The organism is Agrobacterium sp. RAC06 (genome assembly GCF_001713475.1).
Classification (GTDB): domain Bacteria; phylum Pseudomonadota; class Alphaproteobacteria; order Rhizobiales; family Rhizobiaceae; genus Allorhizobium.
In genome coordinates this window covers 1357049-1375028 of the sequence record NZ_CP016499.1, presented here as the reverse complement: position 1 = coordinate 1375028, position 17980 = coordinate 1357049, and the positions used below count along the sequence as shown (strand labels likewise).

The following is a 17980-nucleotide window of genomic DNA, read 5'->3' as shown; positions in this document are numbered from 1 at the left end:
CCGGAATTTGCGCCTTGGCGCGTCGCGCTTCGGCTCGACAATTGGGTTCGGTTTTGTCAAGGAGGAAGGCGGATGGGACCGCCTGATGAGGAAATGACGATGAGCACGGATATGGAACTGCCAGAACGCGAAAGCATGGAATTCGACGTCGTGATCGTGGGCGCAGGTCCCGCAGGTCTGTCGGCAGCGATCCGTCTGAAACAGGTCAATCCGGATCTGACCGTCGTCGTGCTCGAAAAGGGTGCGGAAGTCGGCGCGCATATTCTCTCCGGTGCCGTGGTGGATCCCATCGGCATCGACCGGCTGATCCCCGGCTGGCGCGAGGAAGCCGACCATCCGTTCAAGACGGAAGTCACCGATGACCAGTTCCTCTTCCTCGGTCCGGCCGGCTCAATTCGCCTTCCCAACATGCTGATGCCGCCGCTGATGAACAATCACGGCAATTACATCGTCTCGCTCGGCAATGTCTGTCGCTGGCTCGGCGCCCATGCGGAAGCGCTCGGCGTCGAGATCTATCCGGGCTTTGCAGCCTCCGAAGTGCTCTACAATGACCAGGGCGCCGTGATCGGCGTCGCGACCGGCGACATGGGCATCAAGAAAAACGGCGAGCCGGGTCCGGCCTACACGCGCGGCATGGAACTGCTCGGCAAATATGTGCTGATCTCGGAAGGCGTGCGCGGCTCGCTCGCCAAGCAGCTGATTGCCAAGTTCGATCTTTCGCGCGAAAGCGACGTGCAGAAGTTCGGCATCGGCCTGAAGGAACTCTGGCAGGTCAAGCCCGAGCACCACAAGCCGGGCCTCGTCCAGCATTCCTTCGGCTGGCCGCTCGGGATGAAGACCGGCGGCGGCTCCTTCCTCTACCATCTCGAAGACAACATGGTTGCCGTCGGCTTCGTCGTGCACCTGAACTACAAGAACCCCTATCTTTATCCCTTCGAGGAGTTCCAGCGGTTCAAGACCCATCCGGCGATCGCCAAGACCTTTGAAGGCGGCAAGCGCCTGTCCTATGGCGCCCGCGCCATTACCGAAGGCGGGTACCAGTCCGTGCCGAAGCTCTCCTTCCCGGGCGGCGCGCTGATCGGCTGTTCCGCCGGTCTCGTCAACGTCCCCCGCATCAAGGGCAGCCATAACGCCGTGCTCTCCGGCATGCTGGCAGCAGAAAAAATTGCGGATGCGATTGCCGCCGGCCGCGCCAATGACGAACCGATCGAGATCGAGATCGAATGGCGTTCGACCGACATCGGCAAGGACCTCAAGCGCGTGCGCAACGTCAAGCCGCTCTGGTCGAAGCTCGGTACGGCGCTGGGCGTCGGCCTCGGTGGCATCGACATGTGGATGAACCAGCTCGTGGGCTTCTCCTTCTTCGGCACGCTGAAGCATGGCAAGACCGATGCACAATCCCTGGAGCCGGCAGCGAGCCACAAGCCGATCGCCTATCCGAAGCCGGATGGTGTGTTGACCTTCGACCGCCTCTCCTCGGTCTTCCTCTCCAACACCAACCACGAGGAAGACCAGCCGGTCCACCTCAAGGTCAAGGACATGGATCTGCAGAAGCGATCCGAACTCGACGTCTATGCCGGTCCGTCGACCCGCTACTGTCCGGCGGGCGTCTATGAATGGGTGGAGAAGGAGGGCGAGCAGACCTTCGTGATCAACGCCCAGAACTGCGTTCACTGCAAGACCTGCGATATCAAGGACCCGAACCAGAATATCAACTGGGTACCGCCACAAGGCGGCGAAGGGCCGGTCTATCCGAACATGTAAATGTTCGAGAGGCAGGCCCGCACGGACCGCCGCTGGCAAATTGGCGGCGAAGGGCCGGTCTATCCGACATGTAATGTCTATTCAAAGGGCGGTCGAGAGGTCGCCCTTTTTGCATTGCAGTGCGGTGTCGCCACCAGCCACCGCCCCATCTTCGCCATCGATCTTAACAAGCACCTTTAGATTTAACCAGTCATTAACCATAAATTCCTAGGCTCCTCGGCAACGAATCGTAATCCCGAGGACGCCTGAAACATGACCATTTCCCGCCGCGGTCTTTTGTTTGGCCTGCCGCTCTTCATCGCCGGCTGCCAGTCCGTTCCCAATCAGCAGGCCCTGTATGGCGACGTGCCGGACGAGCCGTTTCCGCTGAAAAAGGTACCGATCGAGAAGATCAAGCCGGAACTGCGTCGTCAGGAAGTGGCATACGAGACGCCACACGCTCCGGGCACGATCGTGGTGAATACGCCAGAGCGCCGGCTCTACCACGTGATGGGCAATGGTCGGGCCATGCGCTACGGCATCGGCGTCGGCCGCGCGGGCCTTGCTCTTTCCGGCAATGCTTATGTCGGTCGCAAGGCAGAATGGCCGAGCTGGACGCCGACCCCCAACATGATCCGCCGTGACCCCGAGCGGAACCTGAAATATGCCGGCGGTGTGCCCGGCGGCCCGAACAATCCGCTCGGCGCCCGCGCCATGTATCTCTATCGTGGCGGCAACGACACCATGTTCCGCATTCATGGCACCAACCAGCCCTGGTCGATCGGCCAGGCGATGTCCTCGGGCTGCGTCCGCATGATGAACCACGACGTGATCGATCTCTATGCGCGTGTCGATGTCGGCAGCAAGGTCGTGGTGATTCAGGCCTGATCGGCGCTTCGACTTTCCCGTCTTTATTGTGGCGCTGGTTCCCGGACCGGCGCCACTTTGCTGTGATCGATTGGCACTGTCTTGTCACACCCAGTCACGACTGTGCCATCACGCTTGCAGCTCCAAGTCTTTGCCCCAATCTCCCCGCAATGAAACTTTCCGGCGCTCTTGTGCGTCGAATGTCTGGTTGACGCTGTGTCGACCAATTCCGATCGGCCGGAGGCTTTTTCCGCCGACCGATCGGGACTAAGTGGGAACAGATGCGCCGGTGACCGGCCGCGTCGAAGATTTGAGAAGGGATTTTGAATGGCTCGCGATATGAACGCCGGCTTGTCCGACCTCGGTGGTTGCCAGATCGAGGCGACCCTGCAGCTGTTCGACGGCAAATGGAAGGGCGTGATCCTCCACCATCTCCTCAAGGACGAAGTGCTGCGCTTCAACGAACTGGTGAAGCGCCTGCCATCGATTACCCATCGCATGTTGTCGAAACAGTTGCGCGACATGGAGGTCGCCGGTCTCGTCGCCCGCACCGTCTATCCGGTCGTGCCGCCGCGTGTGGACTATTCGCTGACTCCGCTCGGCCGCAGCCTCGAGCCGGTGCTTCAGGCGATCGGCCGTTGGGGCCAGGAGAACCTCGTGGCCGTCGAGGATGCGGCACTGAAGCCGAGCGAGAGCCCGACGGGCAGTGCAGCGATCATGCGTTCTGCTGCGTAATGCCGACCGTCAGCCTGCGGGCGGACGTCGGGACAAAAGGCCGGTGGACAAGAGGACGCCGAGCCCGGTGACAAGCGCCGCAACGAGAACCGAGATGCCGAGCGGCTCCGCAAGCAGCACGGCACCGCCAATGGCCGCAGCCACTGGCGTGATCGCCGTATAGGCGGCAGCCTGGGTTCCGCCGAGTGCGCGAACTGCCGTCCCATAGAGCAAGGTCGCGACTAAGCCTGAAAGCAGGCCCTGTGTGACGGATTGCAGGGCGATTTCCCCCAAGGGTGCCGTCAGGAATTGGGTGCCGACAAAGGGCAGGGCCGCAAGGTTGAGAAGGGTCGACCAGACGCAGATCAAGGCCGCTCCTTCGAAGGCATCGAGTCCGCTGCGGCGGAAGGCATGGGTATAGATGGCCCAGAGCGTCGCGCCGATGGGAAGGATGGTGAAGCTGATCCAGCCGAGCCCGTCAGCACCCAGATTGCCCGCGAGCAGGATGCCGCCGCCTGCGAGGATCGCAACCATGCCTGCCTTGCGCCATCTGTCGGGTCGTTCGCCAAGGAATGCCATCCCGATGACTGCGACCGCAAGCGGCATCAGCCCCGGCAGCAAGACGCCGGCCGCCGAGGCGGGTGTATGGCGCATGCCAAAGGCGACGATCTGAAAGAAGGGCGCGCCGGAGCCGAGAATCATCAGGCAGAGTGGTCCCATGGCCCCCTTGGGAAACAGGCCCGTACGCCACCAGACCGGAGCCAGCACGAGCGCCGGAATGCCATAACGCAGAAGACTGAGGTCGAGGGGGCCAAGCCCGGCGCCGACGCTATGACGTGTGGAAACCAGCCACGACGCCCAGATGAGCACGACGGACAGCGCCGACAATGCACCCAGCGCTGAGCGGCCGGAGCCGGGAAGGGGAGTGGTGCCGACGGCGGACATGGTTGCTCCAGAAGATGATGCTTGCGTCCAATCTTATGCCGTTCGCTCTGACGTGTCCTTGCGCAATGCACGCCTGATGGTTAGCAATTTGGCAGAATATGCCAAAAAGAAGCATTGGAGTTCTAATTGCTGCCAAAACTCGACAAGTTCGATCACGCGATCCTCAAGCTTCTGCAGGATGACGCACGCATCACCAATGTCGAGATTGCCGACAAGGTCGGGCTCTCGCAATCGCCTTGCCTCAGACGTATCAGGCTGATGGAGGAGACCGGTCTCATCCGCGGCTATCGTGCAGATCTTGACCGTCGGATGCTGGGGCTCGAACTCACCGTGTTCGTCGCCTTCAAGGTGGCGCGCCACACGCGCGAGAACGCCGATGCGCTGCACGAGGCCTTGCTCGACATTCCCGAAGTCGTTGCCTGCTACATGATTTCGGGCGAGTCCGATTTCCTGGCAGAAGTCGTCGTCGAAAATCTCTCGGCCTACGAGACCTTGCTGACGGAGAAGCTGCTCGTCTTGCCCAACGTGACCGACATCCGGTCGAATTTTGCGATCAGGAGCGTCAAGACAGGCGCGCCGCTGAAGCTCCCGGTTCGCACCTGATCGCGGAAGAGGTGGCCGCCGCAGAGACGGCGGCCGGTAAGAACTGGCTCAGGCCGGAAAACCTTCCAGCACGATCTTGCCGCGCGTGCGGTTGCTCTCGATCAGCCTGTGCGCCTCGCGCAGGTTTTCCGCCGTGATCGGCCCGAGCACGGTATCGAGCGTCGTGCGGATTTTGCCCGCGTCGATGAGTTCGGCAACATGCGTCAAGAGCTTGTGCTGCTCGATCATGTCAGGCGTCTGGAAGACCGGCCGGGAGAACATGAACTCCCAGTGCAGGGAGACGACCTTCTGCTTGAAGGCAAGGATGTCGAAGCCTTCGGGGAAGTCGTCGATCAGGCAGATGCGGCCCATCGGCGCGACGATCTCGGCCATCGCCAGTCGATGCTGGCCGCTATGGGTCACCGAGAAGATGAAACCCGGCGGGTCGATGCCGAGCGCGGCAAATTCCTGGGCGAGCGGCTTGCTGTGGTCGATGACGTGATCGGCACCGAGAGACTTCGCCCAGTCCACCGTCTCCGGGCGCGAGGCGGTGGCGATGACGGTAAGGTCGGTCAGTTCCTTGGCAAGCTGGATGGCAATCGAGCCGACGCCACCGGCACCGCCCGTAATCAGGATCGACCGTCCGGCGCCGAGGACCGGATCGCTCACCTTCAGTCTGTCGAACAGCGCCTCGTAAGCGGTGATGGCAGTCAGCGGCAGGGCGGCGGCTTGTGCGAAGGAGAGCGTCTTCGGCTTCAGGCCGACGATGCGTTCGTCGACGAGGTGATATTCGGCATTGGTGCCCGGACGATTGATCGCGCCGGCGTAGTAGACCTCGTCTCCTGGCTTGAAGAGGCTGACATCCGGACCGACGGCCTTGACCACGCCCGCCGCATCATAGCCGAGGATCCGGGCTTCGCCTGCCGGCGGCGTCTGGTTGCGGCGAACCTTGGTATCGACCGGGTTTACCGAGATCGCCTTGATCTCGACGAGGAGATCGTGGCCTGCCGCCTCCGGCACGGGCAGCTCGAGATCGACCAGCGCCGTCTCCGAGGTGATGGGCTGGGGCATATGGAAGCCGATGGCGCGCATGGAAAACTCCTGTCTGGCGTTTGAACGCTACTCATTAAGGACATTGATTGGAGTTCTGCAAGAATGCACATGTTGTCTGTAGGCACAGAAAAGAACCTCGGTTCATTTCACAGTGCCGACTATGTCACGCCCTCGCGAAAGGATGGCCAGCAATTTCCCGGCTGTCCCCTCAAGCGGACCTTGAAGACCGCCTCAGCCGCGTGACAGCCTCTTTTCCAAAGCAATGGAGATCAGGAAGATGATCAGGCCGAAGGCCGAGAGCACCGAGCCGACATAGCCGGTGGCGGCGTAGCCGTAGCCGGCGGCAATCACCAGTCCGCCGAGCCATGCGCCGAGCGCGTTCGCAATGTTGAAGGCGGAATGATTGGTGGCGGCGGCGAGCGTCTGCGCGTCGGCTGCCACATCCATGAGACGGGTCTGCACGGCCGGGCAGGCGGCAAAGCCGCAGCCGGTGAGGAAGACGCAGATGCACAGCATGATCGGATTGTGCGCGGTGAGCGAAAAGACTGCCATCAGCACGATATTGAAGGCGAGCATGCCACCGATCGTCCCCTTCAGCGAATAGTCGGCCATGCGGCTGCCGACGATATTGCCGACATTCATGCCAATACCGAAGAGGGCAAGAACCACTGCCACCATGCTGGCCGGGAGACCCGCGGTATCGGTCACGGTCTTGGCGATATAGCTGAAGATCGCAAACATGCCGCCGAAGCCGACGGCAGCGACACCGAAGGACAGCCAGACCTGCAGGCGTCCGAAGGCCGACAGTTCGCGGCGGATGCTGGCGCCCTCGGCCACTTCGTCCTTCGGCAGATAGAGTGCGATCAACGCCACGGTTATGGCCGCGATGGCTGCTACCAGGAAGAACGCGGCGCGCCAGCTCATCAACTGGCCGAGGAAGGTTGCGATCGGCGTGCCGATCAGCGTGGCGATCGTCAGCCCCAGCATCACGCGGCCAACGGCCCTAACGCGACGGTTCGGCGGCGCCATGGAGGCGGCAACCAGGGCGGCCACACCGAAATAGGCGCCATGCGGCAGACCGGTGATGAAGCGAAGAAGCGTGAATGTCGCAAATTCTGTGGCGAGCGCACTGGCGAAATTGCCGACGGCGAAGAGGCCCATGAGCAGCAAGAGCAACGTCTTGCGCGGAAGTTTGGCGGCAAGTGCTGCGATGATCGGTGCGCCGATGACGACACCCAGCGCATAGGCGCTGATCACATGGCCTGCCTGCGGCACCGTTACCCCGTAGGTCTCTGCGACCTCCGGCAGCAGCCCCATGATCACGAACTCGCCGGTCCCGATGCCAAAACCGCCAGCGGCGAGCGCCAGTTCGATCAGCAGGATCGTCGTTGGCGTCAGGGCCGGGGACTGTTGTAGTTCTGCGGTGGGGGACGAAGCGAATTCGGTCATGAAAACACCATGGGCGCGCAAGAGAACCTTGCCACGCGAAACGCGCTTCCGAGGAAGCCGAAATGAAAGAAAGGAGCCAGCAGGCCGTAAGAAGGAACTGTTTTTTATCATATCCGTGTGCGCTGCGGCAAAGGCTTTTGCTCGCCATCTTGAAATCTGCTCGTGCGCTATCGATCTGCAGGCGGCTTTCGAAACTTTCGAGGCGTCGACACGTTGTGAGCATTGGCCTCTCAAGGGCCGCGAAAGGGCGACATGAAAATCAAGGCGGTACTCAATCGCGAAGGTGGCACCTTCAAGACCACCGACATGCAGACCTATTGCGAGACGGCAACCCGCGCCTTTGCGGCGAAGGGCCATGATCTCGTATGCGATGTCGTCGGCGGCGACGAGGTTGTGCAGTCTCTGGAAAAGGCGAGCAAAGAGAGCGACCTTGATGCGCTTCTGGCCGGCGGTGGGGACGGCACGATATCCACGGCCGCAGGCATCGCCTGGGAAGCCGGCGTGCCGCTCGGCATCATCCCCGCCGGCACGATGAACCTCTTTGCCCGCTCGCTGAAGCTACCGCTCGACATCTGGAAGGTACTCGACCTCTTGGCCGACGCAACCGTTGTCAACGTCGATATTGCAACGGCGAACGGTCGTCCCTTCGTGCACCAGTTTTCCGCAGGTCTGCACGCCCGCATGGTCCGGATGCGCAACCAGATGAATTTTGCCTCCCGTATCGGCAAGATCCGGGCAAGCACGAGTGCAGCCTTCGGCGTCATGCTTGATCCGCCGCGCTTCGAGGTCGTCTTCGATATCGACGGAGACGGCCGCAGCGAGGAGCGCCCGGTCTCGGCGATTTCCGTCTCCAACAATCCGCTCGGCAACAATTCGCTGTTCTTCGCCGACCGAGTCGATACCGGCAGGCTTGGCGTTTATCTGGCGGAGCCGCTGGAACCGACAGGCGTCGGCAAGCTGGCTTTTGATATCATCAGGGGCAAGTTCAAGGAGAACGAGGCAGTGACCGCCTCGACTGCGGAGAAGGTGCATCTCCATTTCCCCAAACATCGCAAGGGTGCCGCCTGTGTGCTCGACGGCGAATTGCTGCGCATGCCCGCTGACGTCGAGATCAAGATCCATGCCGGACAGCTGAAGGTGCTCGTGGCGCGGCCGCAGGCGCCGGCATGAACCAAAACGGCGCCCGATTGGGGCGCCGCTTTCTGGTTTGTGGATGAACCGAGCTCAGTGGCTGAAGGCAGCCGCGATCAGGTCGCGGGTATAGTCTTCCTGCGGATGATCGAAGATCGCCTCGGTCGCACCCTGTTCGACGATCTTGCCGTTCTTCATCACGATGACATGGTCCGACATCGCACGGATCACCGACAGGTCGTGGCTGATGAAGACGTAAGAAAGCCCATGCTTGTCCTGCAGGTCGCGCAAGAGTTCGATCACCTGCCGCTGGACCGACCGGTCTAGCGCCGAGGTCGGCTCGTCGAGGATGACCACCTTCGGCTTCAGGATCATCGAGCGGGCAATGGCGATACGCTGACGCTGGCCGCCGGAGAATTCGTGCGGATAGCGATTGCGGGCCGCCGGATCGAGGCCGACCTCCTTGAGAGCAGCAATGGCGCGCGCGTCACGCTCGGCGCGGCTGAGCTGCGGCTCGTGCACGTAGAGACCCTCGGTGATGATCTCGCCGACGGTCTGGCGCGGCGAGAGCGAGCCATAGGGGTCCTGGAATACCAGCTGCAACTGCTTGCGGAAGGGGCGCATGCCGGCCCGGTCGAGGTTCGAGATATCCGCCGTCTCGAAGCGGAAGGCGCCATCGGCTGCGAGCAGCTTCAAAAGCGCCCGTCCGAGCGTCGATTTGCCAGATCCGGATTCCCCGACGATGCCGATGGTCTGGCCCTGACGGAGCCGGACGCTGACCTGGTCGACGGCCCGGAAGGTGCGGTTCGGACGCAGGAAACCACCGCTGCCGATGTCGAAATCGACGGTGACATTGCGACCTTCCAGCACGACCGGCGCATCGTCAGCCGGCGGCGGCTTTGTACCAGAGGGTTCTGCCGCCAGCAGCATCTTCGTGTAGTCGTGCTGGGCGTTGCCGAAGATCGCATCGCGGCTTCCCGTTTCGACGATCTCGCCCTTGCGCATGACAGCGACACGGTCGGCCACGTGCTTGACCACGCCGAGGTCGTGGGTGATCAGCACGATCGCCATGCCGAAGCGCTTCTGCAGGTCAGCCAGCAGATCGAGGATCTGCGCCTGGATGGTGACATCAAGCGCGGTCGTCGGTTCATCCGCGATCAGCACGTCGGGCTCGTTGGCCAAGGCCATGGCGATCATCACGCGCTGGCGCTGGCCGCCGGACATTTCGTGCGGATAGCTGTCGATGCGGCGCTCGGGGTCGGGAATGCCGACGAGCTTCAAGAGTTCCAGCACGCGGGCGCGCGCTTCCGTCTTGCTCATGCCGCGGTGATGGATGAGCGGTTCTGATATCTGCTTGCCGATCCGGTAGAGTGGATCGAGCGAGGTCATCGGCTCCTGGAAGATCATGGTGATCTTCGCACCGCGCACCTTGTTCAACTCGCCGATCGGCAGGCCGACGATGTTGCGTCCGCCATAGACGGCCGTGCCGCTGACGTCGCCGTTCTTGGCGAGCAGGCCCATGATGCCCATCATGGTCTGGCTCTTGCCCGAGCCGCTTTCGCCGACGATGGCGAGCGTTTCGCCCTTCTTCACCGAAAAGTTGATGCCCTTGACCGCCTCGACAGTGCCGTCGGGTGTCGCGAACGTCACCTTGAGGTCGGAAACGTCGAGCACGGTTTCGTTGTGTGTCTTGTCGTCCATGCTCATCGGTCCTTCGGATCCAGTGCATCCCGCAGGCCGTCGCCCACGAAATTCAGCGAAAACAGTGTTGTCACGAAGAAGATCGCCGGGAAGATCAAAAGCCAGGGTGCGTTCTGCATGCTGGCCGCCCCTTCCGAGATCAGCGTGCCCCAGCTGGCAAGCGGCGCCTGAACACCGAGGCCGAGGAAGGACAGGAAGCTCTCGAGAAGGATGACCTTCGGCACGATGACGGTGACGAAGACGATGACCGGGCCGATCGTGTTCGGGATGATGTGGCGCCGGATGATCTGCCAGTCGGTCAGGCCCAGCGCTTCCGCAGCCCCGACGAATTCGCGGCGCTTCAGCGACAGCGTCTGGCCGCGCACGATCCGGGCCATTTCAAGCCATTCCACCGCCCCGATCACCAGGAAGATCAGGATCACCGATCGCCCGAAGAAGACCACGAGCACGACGACGAGGAAAACGAAGGGCAGCGAGTAGAGGATCTCGACGATACGCATCATCACATTGTCGACGCGGCCACCGAGATAGCCCGAGGTCGCGCCATAGACGACGCCGATGCCGAGCGAGACGAGGCTGGCTGCAAGGCCGACGGCGAGCGAGATCTGCCCGCCGAGCATGACGCGGACGAGGAGGTCGCGGCCGTTCGAATCCGTGCCAAAGGGGAAGGTAAGCTGATCCACGGTTCCGGACACGGTAAGGCTTCGACCGTCCGCTGCCTGTTCAACGACTTCCGAATTCTTGAACTCGTTGTTGCGGTCGAAATAGCGGATCGTGCGCGGATCGATTTCCTCATCCGAGCTGACCACGGCCGTGAAGCGGCCATCCTCGACCGTAAAGCTGTCGAGTGTCACTCTTGCCCGCTGGGCCACGTTTTCGGCCACGTCCTGAAGCGTCTCGGGATCGGGCCGAGGGGTCAGGCTCGGCGGCACGTTGACGTAGGAGGAGAAGACCTGATCGTAGCTGTGTGGCACGAACAGCGGGCCGGCGAAGGAGAACAGGGTCACGAACGCCAGAAGCACGCAGCCCGAGATGGCTGCCTTGTTGCGTCGAAAACGCATCATGGCGAGCTGGGCGAGGCTGCGTCCGGTGATCTCCGGCTGGGGGGAAGCGGTGATATCAGTCATTGCGAACCCTCGGATCGAGCAGGCCATAGGCGATGTCGACCAACAGGTTGAAGACGATCACGAACACGGCGACGAGGATGACGGTGCCCATGACGAGGGGATAGTCGCGGTTGAGTGCGCCGAGCACGAAGTAGCGACCGACGCCGGGAATGGTGAAAATCGTCTCCACCACTGCGGAACCGGTCAGAAGTGCGGCGGCACAGGGTGCGAGATAGGAGACGATCGGCAGCATCGCACCGCGCATCGCATGCGTGACGACGACGACACGCGAGGGCAGGCCGTAAGCCTTGGCCGTGCGGATATGGTCGGTATGCAGCGCCTCGATCATCGCGCCACGGGTGAGGCGGGCGAAAACGGCAAGCTGCGGCAGGGCGAGCGCCGTGACCGGCAGGATCAGGTAACGCAGCGAGCCGTCGCCCCAGCTACCGGCCGGCAGCCAGTTGAGGATCACGGCAAACAGAAGCGTCAGCACCGGACCCACGACGAAATTGGGAATGGTAACGCCGACCGTCGCAAACGTCATGACCGCAAAATCGATCGTGCTGTTTTGCCTGAGTGCTGCGACCGTCCCGAGCAGGACGCCGCCGATGAGCGCGACCAGGATCGCGATCCCCCCCAGCTGGATCGAATAGGGCAGGGCCTTGCCGATCAGTTCGGAGACCGTGTTGTCCTTGTAAATGAAGCTCGGACCGAGATCGCCGGTGACGGCATTGCCGATATAGCTCAGATACTGGCTGATCAGCGGCTGGTCGAGTTTGTAGGTGGCCATGATATTGGCCATCGTCTGAGGCGGAAGCGGGCGCTCGAGATTGAAGGGGCCGCCGGGCGCAAACCGCATCAGAAAGAATGAGATGGTGACGACGATGAAGATCGTCGGAACGGCGCTCATTAGCCGCCGGAGAACGAAGGATGTCATGTCCTGCTCCTGAAAGGACGACGCGCGGCGGAGCCGTGCGTCGTCCGGTCACGTGACGAGATTATTCAGCGACGCGGAGGAAGCGGCTGAGATGCTCGTTGGCGGCGTTGTCCTGCCAGCCGCTGACGCGGTCGGAGACCAGCCACAGGTTCGCCGTGCTCATCAGCGGAGCGATCGGCTGGTCGCGCATCAGGATGACTTCGGCATCATGCAGGATCTTCTTGCGGGCTTCGGCATCGCCTTCGGTGTAGGACTTGGCCATCAGCGCGTCGAACTCCGGGTTGTTGTACTTGCCGTAGTTGAACGAGGTGTTGGTCGAGACGTTGAGGCCGAGGAAGTTTTCAGCATCCGCATAGTCGGCGACCCAGCCGGCACGAGCCACGTTGAAGGCGCCGCCTTCCTGGAGGTAGGCGTAGTGCGAGGCCACGTCGAGGTTGGTCATCGTCACCGTTGCGCCGAACGTGTTCTTCCACATGTCGGCAACGGCGGTCGCGACACGCTCGTGGTTCGGGTTGGTGTTGTAGCGGATCTCGATGTTGAGCGGCTTGCCGCCTTCACCGTAACCGGCTTCCTTCATCAGTTCGATCGCCTTGTCTTCGCGGTCGAGCTGCGACATCTCGGCGAAGTCGGCCTTGGCTGCCTCGTAGCCGCCGAGACCATCCGGAACCAGCGAGTAGGTCGGCAGCTGCGCGCCGGAATAGATCTCCTCGGCCAGGAAGTCGCGATCGACGGCCATGGAGAGGGCCTGGCGGACGCGCACGTCGCTATAGGGTTCCTGGCGGGTGTCGAAGACGTAGTAATAGGTCGAGGCCGACGGCGAAACGCGGACCTGCTCGCCATAGCTGTCCTTCAGCCGGTCGATCTGGTCGGCCGAGAAGTTGTAGACGAGGTCCATTTCCTTGGCTTCGAAACGACGGACCGAAGCGGCCTGATCGTCGATCGGGTAGAAGACAACCTTGTCGATCTGGGTATTGGCGGCATCCCAGTGGTTTTCGTTCTTCACGACCACGAGGTTATCATTCGGCACGTGGCTCTCGAGCTTGTAGGCGCCGTTCGACACCATCACGCCCGGCTTGACGAAATCCTTGCCGTTCTTTTCGACGCTTGCCTTGGAGACGGGCAGGGCGGTCTGGTGGGCCAGAAGCTCGAGGAAGAAAGGCGTTGCGCGCTCAAGGGTCACTTCGAGGGTCTTCTCGTCAACGGCCTTGACGCCGATTTCTTCCAGCTTCGCTTCACCCTTGTTGGCCTTTTCGGCATTCTTGATCGGGTAGAGGATGTTGGCGTATTTCGCGGCGGTTTCCGGGTTCTGGACGCGCTGGATCGAGTAGACGAAGTCTTCAGCCGTCACCGGCGAGCCATCCGACCACTTGGCGTTTTCGCGGATCTTGAAGGTATAGACCGTGCCATCGTCGGAGATGGTCCAGCTTTCGGCAGCGCCGGGCACGATTTCGCCCTTGGCGTCGTAGATCGTCAGGCCCTCATAGAGATCCTTCAGAATGAAGGCTTCGATGTCGATCGAGGTATTGGCCTGATCGAGCGTCTGCGGCTCGCCGGAATTGCCGCGATGAAGCACGACTTCGGCCAGCGCCTGGCTTGCGCCAAACATCAAGGAGGTGAGGAGAAGAGAGGTGCCGAGCAGCCGGCGCGTCTGGATAGACATCGTTTGGAACTCCCAGTTCACGTTAACGGAAAGGGAGAGAAGAATATTCGTGCGGAGGTGGCAAGCCGCATTTTTTGTGGCTACCCTAATTTTTGGGAGGAAATTGGAGGGTTGGCCTGTGACTTGGCACGAAGATTTCGTGTGACCGTTTTGTGACGAAATAAAATTATAGCGTCAAATCCTGCCCGAAATGCGACAACGCGGCCCGAGGGCCGCGTCTGCAAGGTTTCCGGTGGCTCGGTAGGGGTCAGATGCGCGGCAGATAGGTCTGGTAATCGAAGCTCGACACGGTCCTGAGGAAGGCCATGGCCTCCTTGCGCTTGGTGTCGCCATAGATGCGCTGATATTCGGCCCCGAAGATGTCGGCGATGAAGGCGGATGCGCGGAACCGCTCGACGGCGGTCAGGAAATCATAGGTCAGCATGTCGGGGTTTTCAGGCGCGCTGTCCGGCGTCGTGACCTGGCCGGGATCAAGATCCTCGTCGAGGCCAAGCAGGATGCCGCCGAGGATGGCGGCGAGCAAGAGATGCGGATTGGCATCGGCGCCGGCGACGCGATGTTCAATACGGGCGGCGGGGCCGTCCTTGTCGGGAATGCGGATGGCGGTGCCGCGATTGCCGAAACCCCAGTCGATCTTGTCGGGCGCAAAGGAGCCCGGCTGGAAGCGGCGATAGGAATTGGCAAAGGGCGCGAAGATCAGCTGCGCATCCTGCATGCTCTTCAGCATGCCGGCGGTGATCGACTTCAGCTTCACCGGATCGCCGCCCTTGGCGTCGAGGATGTTCTTGCCGTCTTTGTCGATGATCGAGGCATGCACATGCAGGCCGGAACCCGCGTGATCGCCATAGGGCTTGGCCATGCAGGTCGCCTTGAAACCATGCCGGCGGGCGGCGAAATCGACGACGCGTTTCAGGTAGATGCAGTCGTCGGCAGCGGCCATGGCGTCCGGCTTGTGCAAAAGGTTGACCTCGAACTGGCCGGGGCCGAATTCGGCGGTCGTCGCATCGGCCGGCAGGCCCATATGGTCGCAGTATTCGCGCACCGTGTCGAGGAAATCTTCCATCGCGGCGGTCGCACGCATGTCGTAGAGCTGGTAGCCCTCGACTTCGCCATTCATGACCAGCGCCTTCGGCGGCATCGGCACGCCGGTCTCGCGGAAATCCGGCTCCATCACATAGAATTCAAGCTCGGTGGCAACAACAGGCGTCAGGCCCTTCTCCTCGAAGCGCTTCATCACATTGGCGAGGATCGCGCGCGGGCAGACGAAATGCGGCTCTCCATCGAGCGTATGCATGGTGGCCAGCACCTGCTTGGAGCCGGCAGGCCCCCAGGGAAGCGTCGTCAGCGAGTTCTTGTCCGGCATGCAGATGCCATCGGGATCTCCGAGCGTCAGCGAGATCTTGGTAATGTCGTCATTGTCGTCGCCCCAGATGTCGAGCGATTGCGTCGAGGCCGGCAGGCGCACCGTGTTCTTCCAGACCTTGTCCTCGGCTTTCAGCGGAATCATCTTGCCGCGCAGGTCGCCATTCATGCCGACGAGCAGCACCTCGATGCGCGCGGAAGGGTCGGCTGCGGTAAGATCGGCGGCCTCGGTCGGTGCTGTCATGGGAAAACTCTCGTTGGCTTTCGGGGCGGATTTGGCCGGAGGAACGCGGCAATCGGTGCCTTGCCAAACGCGTTTTGGACGGTCATGTTCGTAGCCGATAATGTTCCGCCTTTCAATGCGGGGCAGGGCTGCCACGCGGACCATGTTTGGCCGTGAAAGCAAGAGCTTCCGCCCCGGTCAAGGACCCGACCCATGAACAAGCCGCTTACCGCCGTCTCCAACCTCGGTGCCATCGACGCTGCCCACCATCTTCATCCCTTCTCGGACATGAAGAAGCTGAATGCGGCCGGCACCAAGATCATCACCCGTGCGGAAGGCGTGCATATCTGGGATTCGACCGGCAAGCAGTATCTCGATGCCTTTGCCGGGCTCTGGTGCGTCAATGTCGGCTATGGCCGCAAGTCGATCGCCGATGTGGTCCACGCCCAGATGCTGGAACTGCCCTATTACAACACCTTCTTCGGCACCACGACGCCGCCGACCACGCTGCTCGCCCAGAAGATCGCCGAAAAGGCCGGTCCGAAGCTGAACCGCGTCTTCTTCTCGAACTCCGGTTCGGAAGCCTCCGACACCTGGTTCCGCATGGCGCGCGTCTACTGGAAGGCGCTCGGCCATGAGACGAAGACACAGGTCATTGCCCGCAAGAACGCCTATCATGGCTCGACCGTCGCCGGCGCCTCGCTGGGCGGCATGAAGTGGATGCACGAGCAGGGCAACCTGCCGATCGAGGGCATCCACCACATCAACCAGCCCTACTGGTATGCCCAGGGCGGCGATCTGACACCTGAGGATTTCGGCCTGAAAGTCGCCCGCGAGCTGGAAGAGAAGATCATCGAACTCGGCGAAGAGAATGTCGCCGCCTTCGTTGCCGAGCCGATCCAGGGGGCCGGCGGCGTCATCGTGCCGCCGTCTACCTACTGGCCGGAAATCAAGCGAATCTGCGCCAAGTACCAGATTCTGCTTGTCGCCGACGAAGTCATCTCTGGCTTTGGCCGTTTGGGTTCGTGGTTCGGCCACCAGCATTATGATTTCGAACCGGACCTCGCGCCGATCGCCAAGGGCCTGTCGTCTGGCTATCTGCCGATTGGCGGCGTTCTCGTCTCCGACCGCGTGGCGGAAGTCATGGTCAACGAACTCGGCGACTTCTACCACGGCTATACCTATTCCGGTCACCCGGTGGCAGCAGCTGCAGCGCTGGAAAACATCCGCATCATCGAGGAAGAAGGCTTGGTCGAGCGCGTGCGCGACGACACCGGCCCCTATCTCGCCGCAGCTCTCGCCTCGCTCACCGACCATGAGCTCGTCGGCGAAGCCGTCAGCGTCGGCCTGATGGGCGCCGTCCAGATCGCCGCCGACAAGGCCACCCGCCGCCGCTTCAAGAAGCCTGACGATACCGGGACAGCTGTCCGCAACCAATGTGTGAACGCCGGCGTCGTGCTGCGCGCCACCGGCGACCGCATGCTCTTCTCCCCGCCGCTGATCATCTCGCGCGCCGAGATCGACCAGGCGGTCGATACGTTGCGCAACGGCCTGGACTGGTTGAAGGACAATCGCGGCGAGGGGTGAAGGGGCCCAACCAATGAGGCGCCGGCGAGACCGGCGCCCTTTGCCTCACGGCATGAATTGCCCGCCATTGATGTCGATCGTCTGTCCGGTGATGTAGCCGGAGAGCATCGGCGAGGCGAGGAAGAGATAGGCGCCGACGCAGTCCTCCGGTGTGCCGGTGCGCTTCAAGGGCACGGCGGCTGCCACCTGATCGAGTTGGCCGGGCAGGGCATATTTGTCCTGGAATGGGGTGGTGATGACGCCGGGTGCCACCGCGTTGACGCGGATATTGTATTTGCCGAATTCCAGCGCCATGCCCTTGGTGACTGCGCCGACAAAGGCTTTCGAGGAACCGTAGACGCCGGAGCCTGCGGTGCCGCCCGTGCGAGCGGCCACCGACGTCGTATTGATGACGAAGCCGCCCTCACGCTTCAGATACGGCACGGCGGCCTGTGTCGTAGCGATCACCGAGCGGGCGTTCACGTCCATCACCTTGTCGTAATGAGCGTCCGTCATCTCTTCATAGAGCACGCGGGCGATCATGCTGCCGGCATTGTTGATGACACCATCGAGCCGACCGAAGGTCTTGGCGACATGCTCGACGGCCTCGGCCATGGCCTCCGATGACGCCGCATCGGCTTTCACCAGTACGACGCTGCCACCGGCGGCTTCTATGTCGCGGGCGATGGCATGCGCCGCTTCCGCATTCGAATTGTAGTGCAGGCCGACCAGGGCGCCTTGTGCGGCAAAGCCGCGTGCCAGGGCCTCGCCGATGCCGCTCGATGCGCCGGTGATCAGCACGGCCTTGCCAGAAAGGTCGGGGATGGTGAGTGCGGTCATGGGCTTGTCCTCCTGTTGTCAGACAAGCTTAGAGCGGCCCCGATGTGATTTGGCAAGGCCGCTCTCGTCCATCTCGTTGCACCTTGACCTAGGATGTTTCA

15 protein-coding genes are annotated in these 17980 nt (G+C 62.0%); 6 read left to right on the top strand and 9 right to left on the bottom strand.

Annotation, left to right across the window (positions count from 1 at the left end; translation table 11 throughout):
- Positions 1-99: 99 nt before the first annotated feature.
- The 3 genes from BSY240_RS06625 (at position 100) to BSY240_RS06615 (ending at position 3345) form a co-directional block, all read left to right on the top strand.
- A complete protein-coding gene (locus BSY240_RS06625; RefSeq protein ID WP_069043863.1) occupies positions 100-1764 on the top strand; it encodes an electron transfer flavoprotein-ubiquinone oxidoreductase in 1665 nt (554 codons plus the stop codon).
- Between the two features lie 252 nt (positions 1765-2016).
- A complete protein-coding gene (locus BSY240_RS06620) occupies positions 2017-2631 on the top strand; it encodes a L,D-transpeptidase (RefSeq protein WP_054149623.1) in 615 nt (204 codons plus the stop codon).
- Positions 2632-2937: 306 nt separating this feature from the next.
- Positions 2938-3345, top strand: a complete 408-nt coding sequence (locus BSY240_RS06615; protein ID WP_054149622.1) for a winged helix-turn-helix transcriptional regulator — start codon at positions 2938-2940, stop codon at positions 3343-3345.
- 9 nt (positions 3346-3354) lie between these two features.
- Here BSY240_RS06615 and BSY240_RS06610 read toward each other — a convergent pair whose 3' ends face one another.
- A complete protein-coding gene (locus BSY240_RS06610) occupies positions 3355-4269 on the bottom strand; it encodes a DMT family transporter (RefSeq protein WP_069041778.1) in 915 nt (304 codons plus the stop codon).
- A 129-nt stretch (positions 4270-4398) separates the two neighbouring features.
- Here BSY240_RS06610 and BSY240_RS06605 point away from each other — a divergent pair, with 129 nt between their 5' ends.
- Positions 4399-4872, top strand: coding sequence for an Lrp/AsnC family transcriptional regulator (locus BSY240_RS06605; RefSeq protein WP_069043862.1), 474 nt, complete (start codon positions 4399-4401; stop codon positions 4870-4872).
- 48 nt (positions 4873-4920) lie between these two features.
- Here the strand turns inward: BSY240_RS06605 and BSY240_RS06600 are convergent, their stop codons facing one another.
- Positions 4921-5943, bottom strand: coding sequence for a zinc-binding alcohol dehydrogenase family protein (locus BSY240_RS06600; RefSeq protein ID WP_069041777.1), 1023 nt, complete (start codon positions 5941-5943; stop codon positions 4921-4923).
- 192 nt (positions 5944-6135) lie between these two features.
- Positions 6136-7353, bottom strand: coding sequence for an MFS transporter (locus BSY240_RS06595; RefSeq protein ID WP_069043861.1), 1218 nt, complete (start codon positions 7351-7353; stop codon positions 6136-6138).
- Between the two features lie 252 nt (positions 7354-7605).
- Between BSY240_RS06595 and BSY240_RS06590 the strand changes: the two genes are divergently transcribed.
- Positions 7606-8523, top strand: coding sequence for a diacylglycerol/lipid kinase family protein (locus BSY240_RS06590; protein WP_054149619.1), 918 nt, complete (start codon positions 7606-7608; stop codon positions 8521-8523).
- Positions 8524-8577: 54 nt separating this feature from the next.
- Here the strand turns inward: BSY240_RS06590 and BSY240_RS06585 are convergent, their stop codons facing one another.
- From BSY240_RS06585 to BSY240_RS06565, 5 genes are all read right to left on the bottom strand, one after another.
- On the bottom strand, positions 8578-10185 hold the full coding sequence (locus BSY240_RS06585) for an ABC transporter ATP-binding protein (protein WP_069041776.1): 1608 nt from the start codon (positions 10183-10185) through the stop codon (positions 8578-8580).
- 2 nt (positions 10186-10187) lie between these two features.
- Entirely contained in the window at positions 10188-11312 is a 1125-nt protein-coding gene (locus tag BSY240_RS06580; protein WP_069041775.1) for an ABC transporter permease, read from the bottom strand.
- Positions 11305-12228, bottom strand: a complete 924-nt coding sequence (gene oppB, locus BSY240_RS06575) for an oligopeptide ABC transporter permease OppB (RefSeq protein ID WP_069041774.1) — start codon at positions 12226-12228, stop codon at positions 11305-11307. The genes BSY240_RS06580 and oppB overlap by 8 nt, the downstream gene beginning before the upstream one ends.
- Positions 12229-12289: 61 nt before the next feature.
- Complete coding sequence (locus BSY240_RS06570; protein ID WP_069041773.1) at positions 12290-13888, bottom strand: peptide ABC transporter substrate-binding protein; 1599 nt, start codon at positions 13886-13888, stop codon at positions 12290-12292.
- A 247-nt stretch (positions 13889-14135) separates the two neighbouring features.
- A complete protein-coding gene (locus BSY240_RS06565; RefSeq protein WP_069041772.1) occupies positions 14136-15494 on the bottom strand; it encodes a glutamine synthetase family protein in 1359 nt (452 codons plus the stop codon).
- A 192-nt stretch (positions 15495-15686) separates the two neighbouring features.
- On the opposite strand from BSY240_RS06565, the gene BSY240_RS06560 reads away from it, so the two are divergent.
- Positions 15687-17060 carry an aspartate aminotransferase family protein gene (locus BSY240_RS06560; RefSeq protein WP_069041771.1) on the top strand — a complete coding sequence of 458 codons (1374 nt, stop codon included), beginning with the start codon at positions 15687-15689 and terminating at the stop codon, positions 17058-17060.
- 45 nt (positions 17061-17105) lie between these two features.
- Here BSY240_RS06560 and BSY240_RS06555 read toward each other — a convergent pair whose 3' ends face one another.
- Complete coding sequence (locus BSY240_RS06555; protein ID WP_069041770.1) at positions 17106-17879, bottom strand: SDR family NAD(P)-dependent oxidoreductase; 774 nt, start codon at positions 17877-17879, stop codon at positions 17106-17108.
- Between the last annotated feature and the right edge of the window lie 101 nt (positions 17880-17980).

Coding starts and splice junctions, on each gene's coding strand:
- BSY240_RS06625 (WP_069043863.1), top strand. CDS start 100: ATGAGCACGGATATGGAACTGCCAGAACGCGAAAGCATGGAATTCGAC.
- BSY240_RS06620 (WP_054149623.1), top strand. CDS start 2,017: ATGACCATTTCCCGCCGCGGTCTTTTGTTTGGCCTGCCGCTCTTCATC.
- BSY240_RS06615 (WP_054149622.1), top strand. CDS start 2,938: ATGGCTCGCGATATGAACGCCGGCTTGTCCGACCTCGGTGGTTGCCAG.
- BSY240_RS06610 (WP_069041778.1), bottom strand. CDS start 4,269: ATGTCCGCCGTCGGCACCACTCCCCTTCCCGGCTCCGGCCGCTCAGCG.
- BSY240_RS06600 (WP_069041777.1), bottom strand. CDS start 5,943: ATGCGCGCCATCGGCTTCCATATGCCCCAGCCCATCACCTCGGAGACG.
- BSY240_RS06595 (WP_069043861.1), bottom strand. CDS start 7,353: ATGACCGAATTCGCTTCGTCCCCCACCGCAGAACTACAACAGTCCCCG.
- BSY240_RS06590 (WP_054149619.1), top strand. CDS start 7,606: ATGAAAATCAAGGCGGTACTCAATCGCGAAGGTGGCACCTTCAAGACC.
- BSY240_RS06585 (WP_069041776.1), bottom strand. CDS start 10,185: ATGGACGACAAGACACACAACGAAACCGTGCTCGACGTTTCCGACCTC.
- BSY240_RS06580 (WP_069041775.1), bottom strand. CDS start 11,312: ATGACTGATATCACCGCTTCCCCCCAGCCGGAGATCACCGGACGCAGC.
- oppB (WP_069041774.1), bottom strand. CDS start 12,228: ATGACATCCTTCGTTCTCCGGCGGCTAATGAGCGCCGTTCCGACGATC.
- BSY240_RS06570 (WP_069041773.1), bottom strand. CDS start 13,888: ATGTCTATCCAGACGCGCCGGCTGCTCGGCACCTCTCTTCTCCTCACC.
- BSY240_RS06565 (WP_069041772.1), bottom strand. CDS start 15,494: ATGACAGCACCGACCGAGGCCGCCGATCTTACCGCAGCCGACCCTTCC.
- BSY240_RS06560 (WP_069041771.1), top strand. CDS start 15,687: ATGAACAAGCCGCTTACCGCCGTCTCCAACCTCGGTGCCATCGACGCT.
- BSY240_RS06555 (WP_069041770.1), bottom strand. CDS start 17,879: ATGACCGCACTCACCATCCCCGACCTTTCTGGCAAGGCCGTGCTGATC.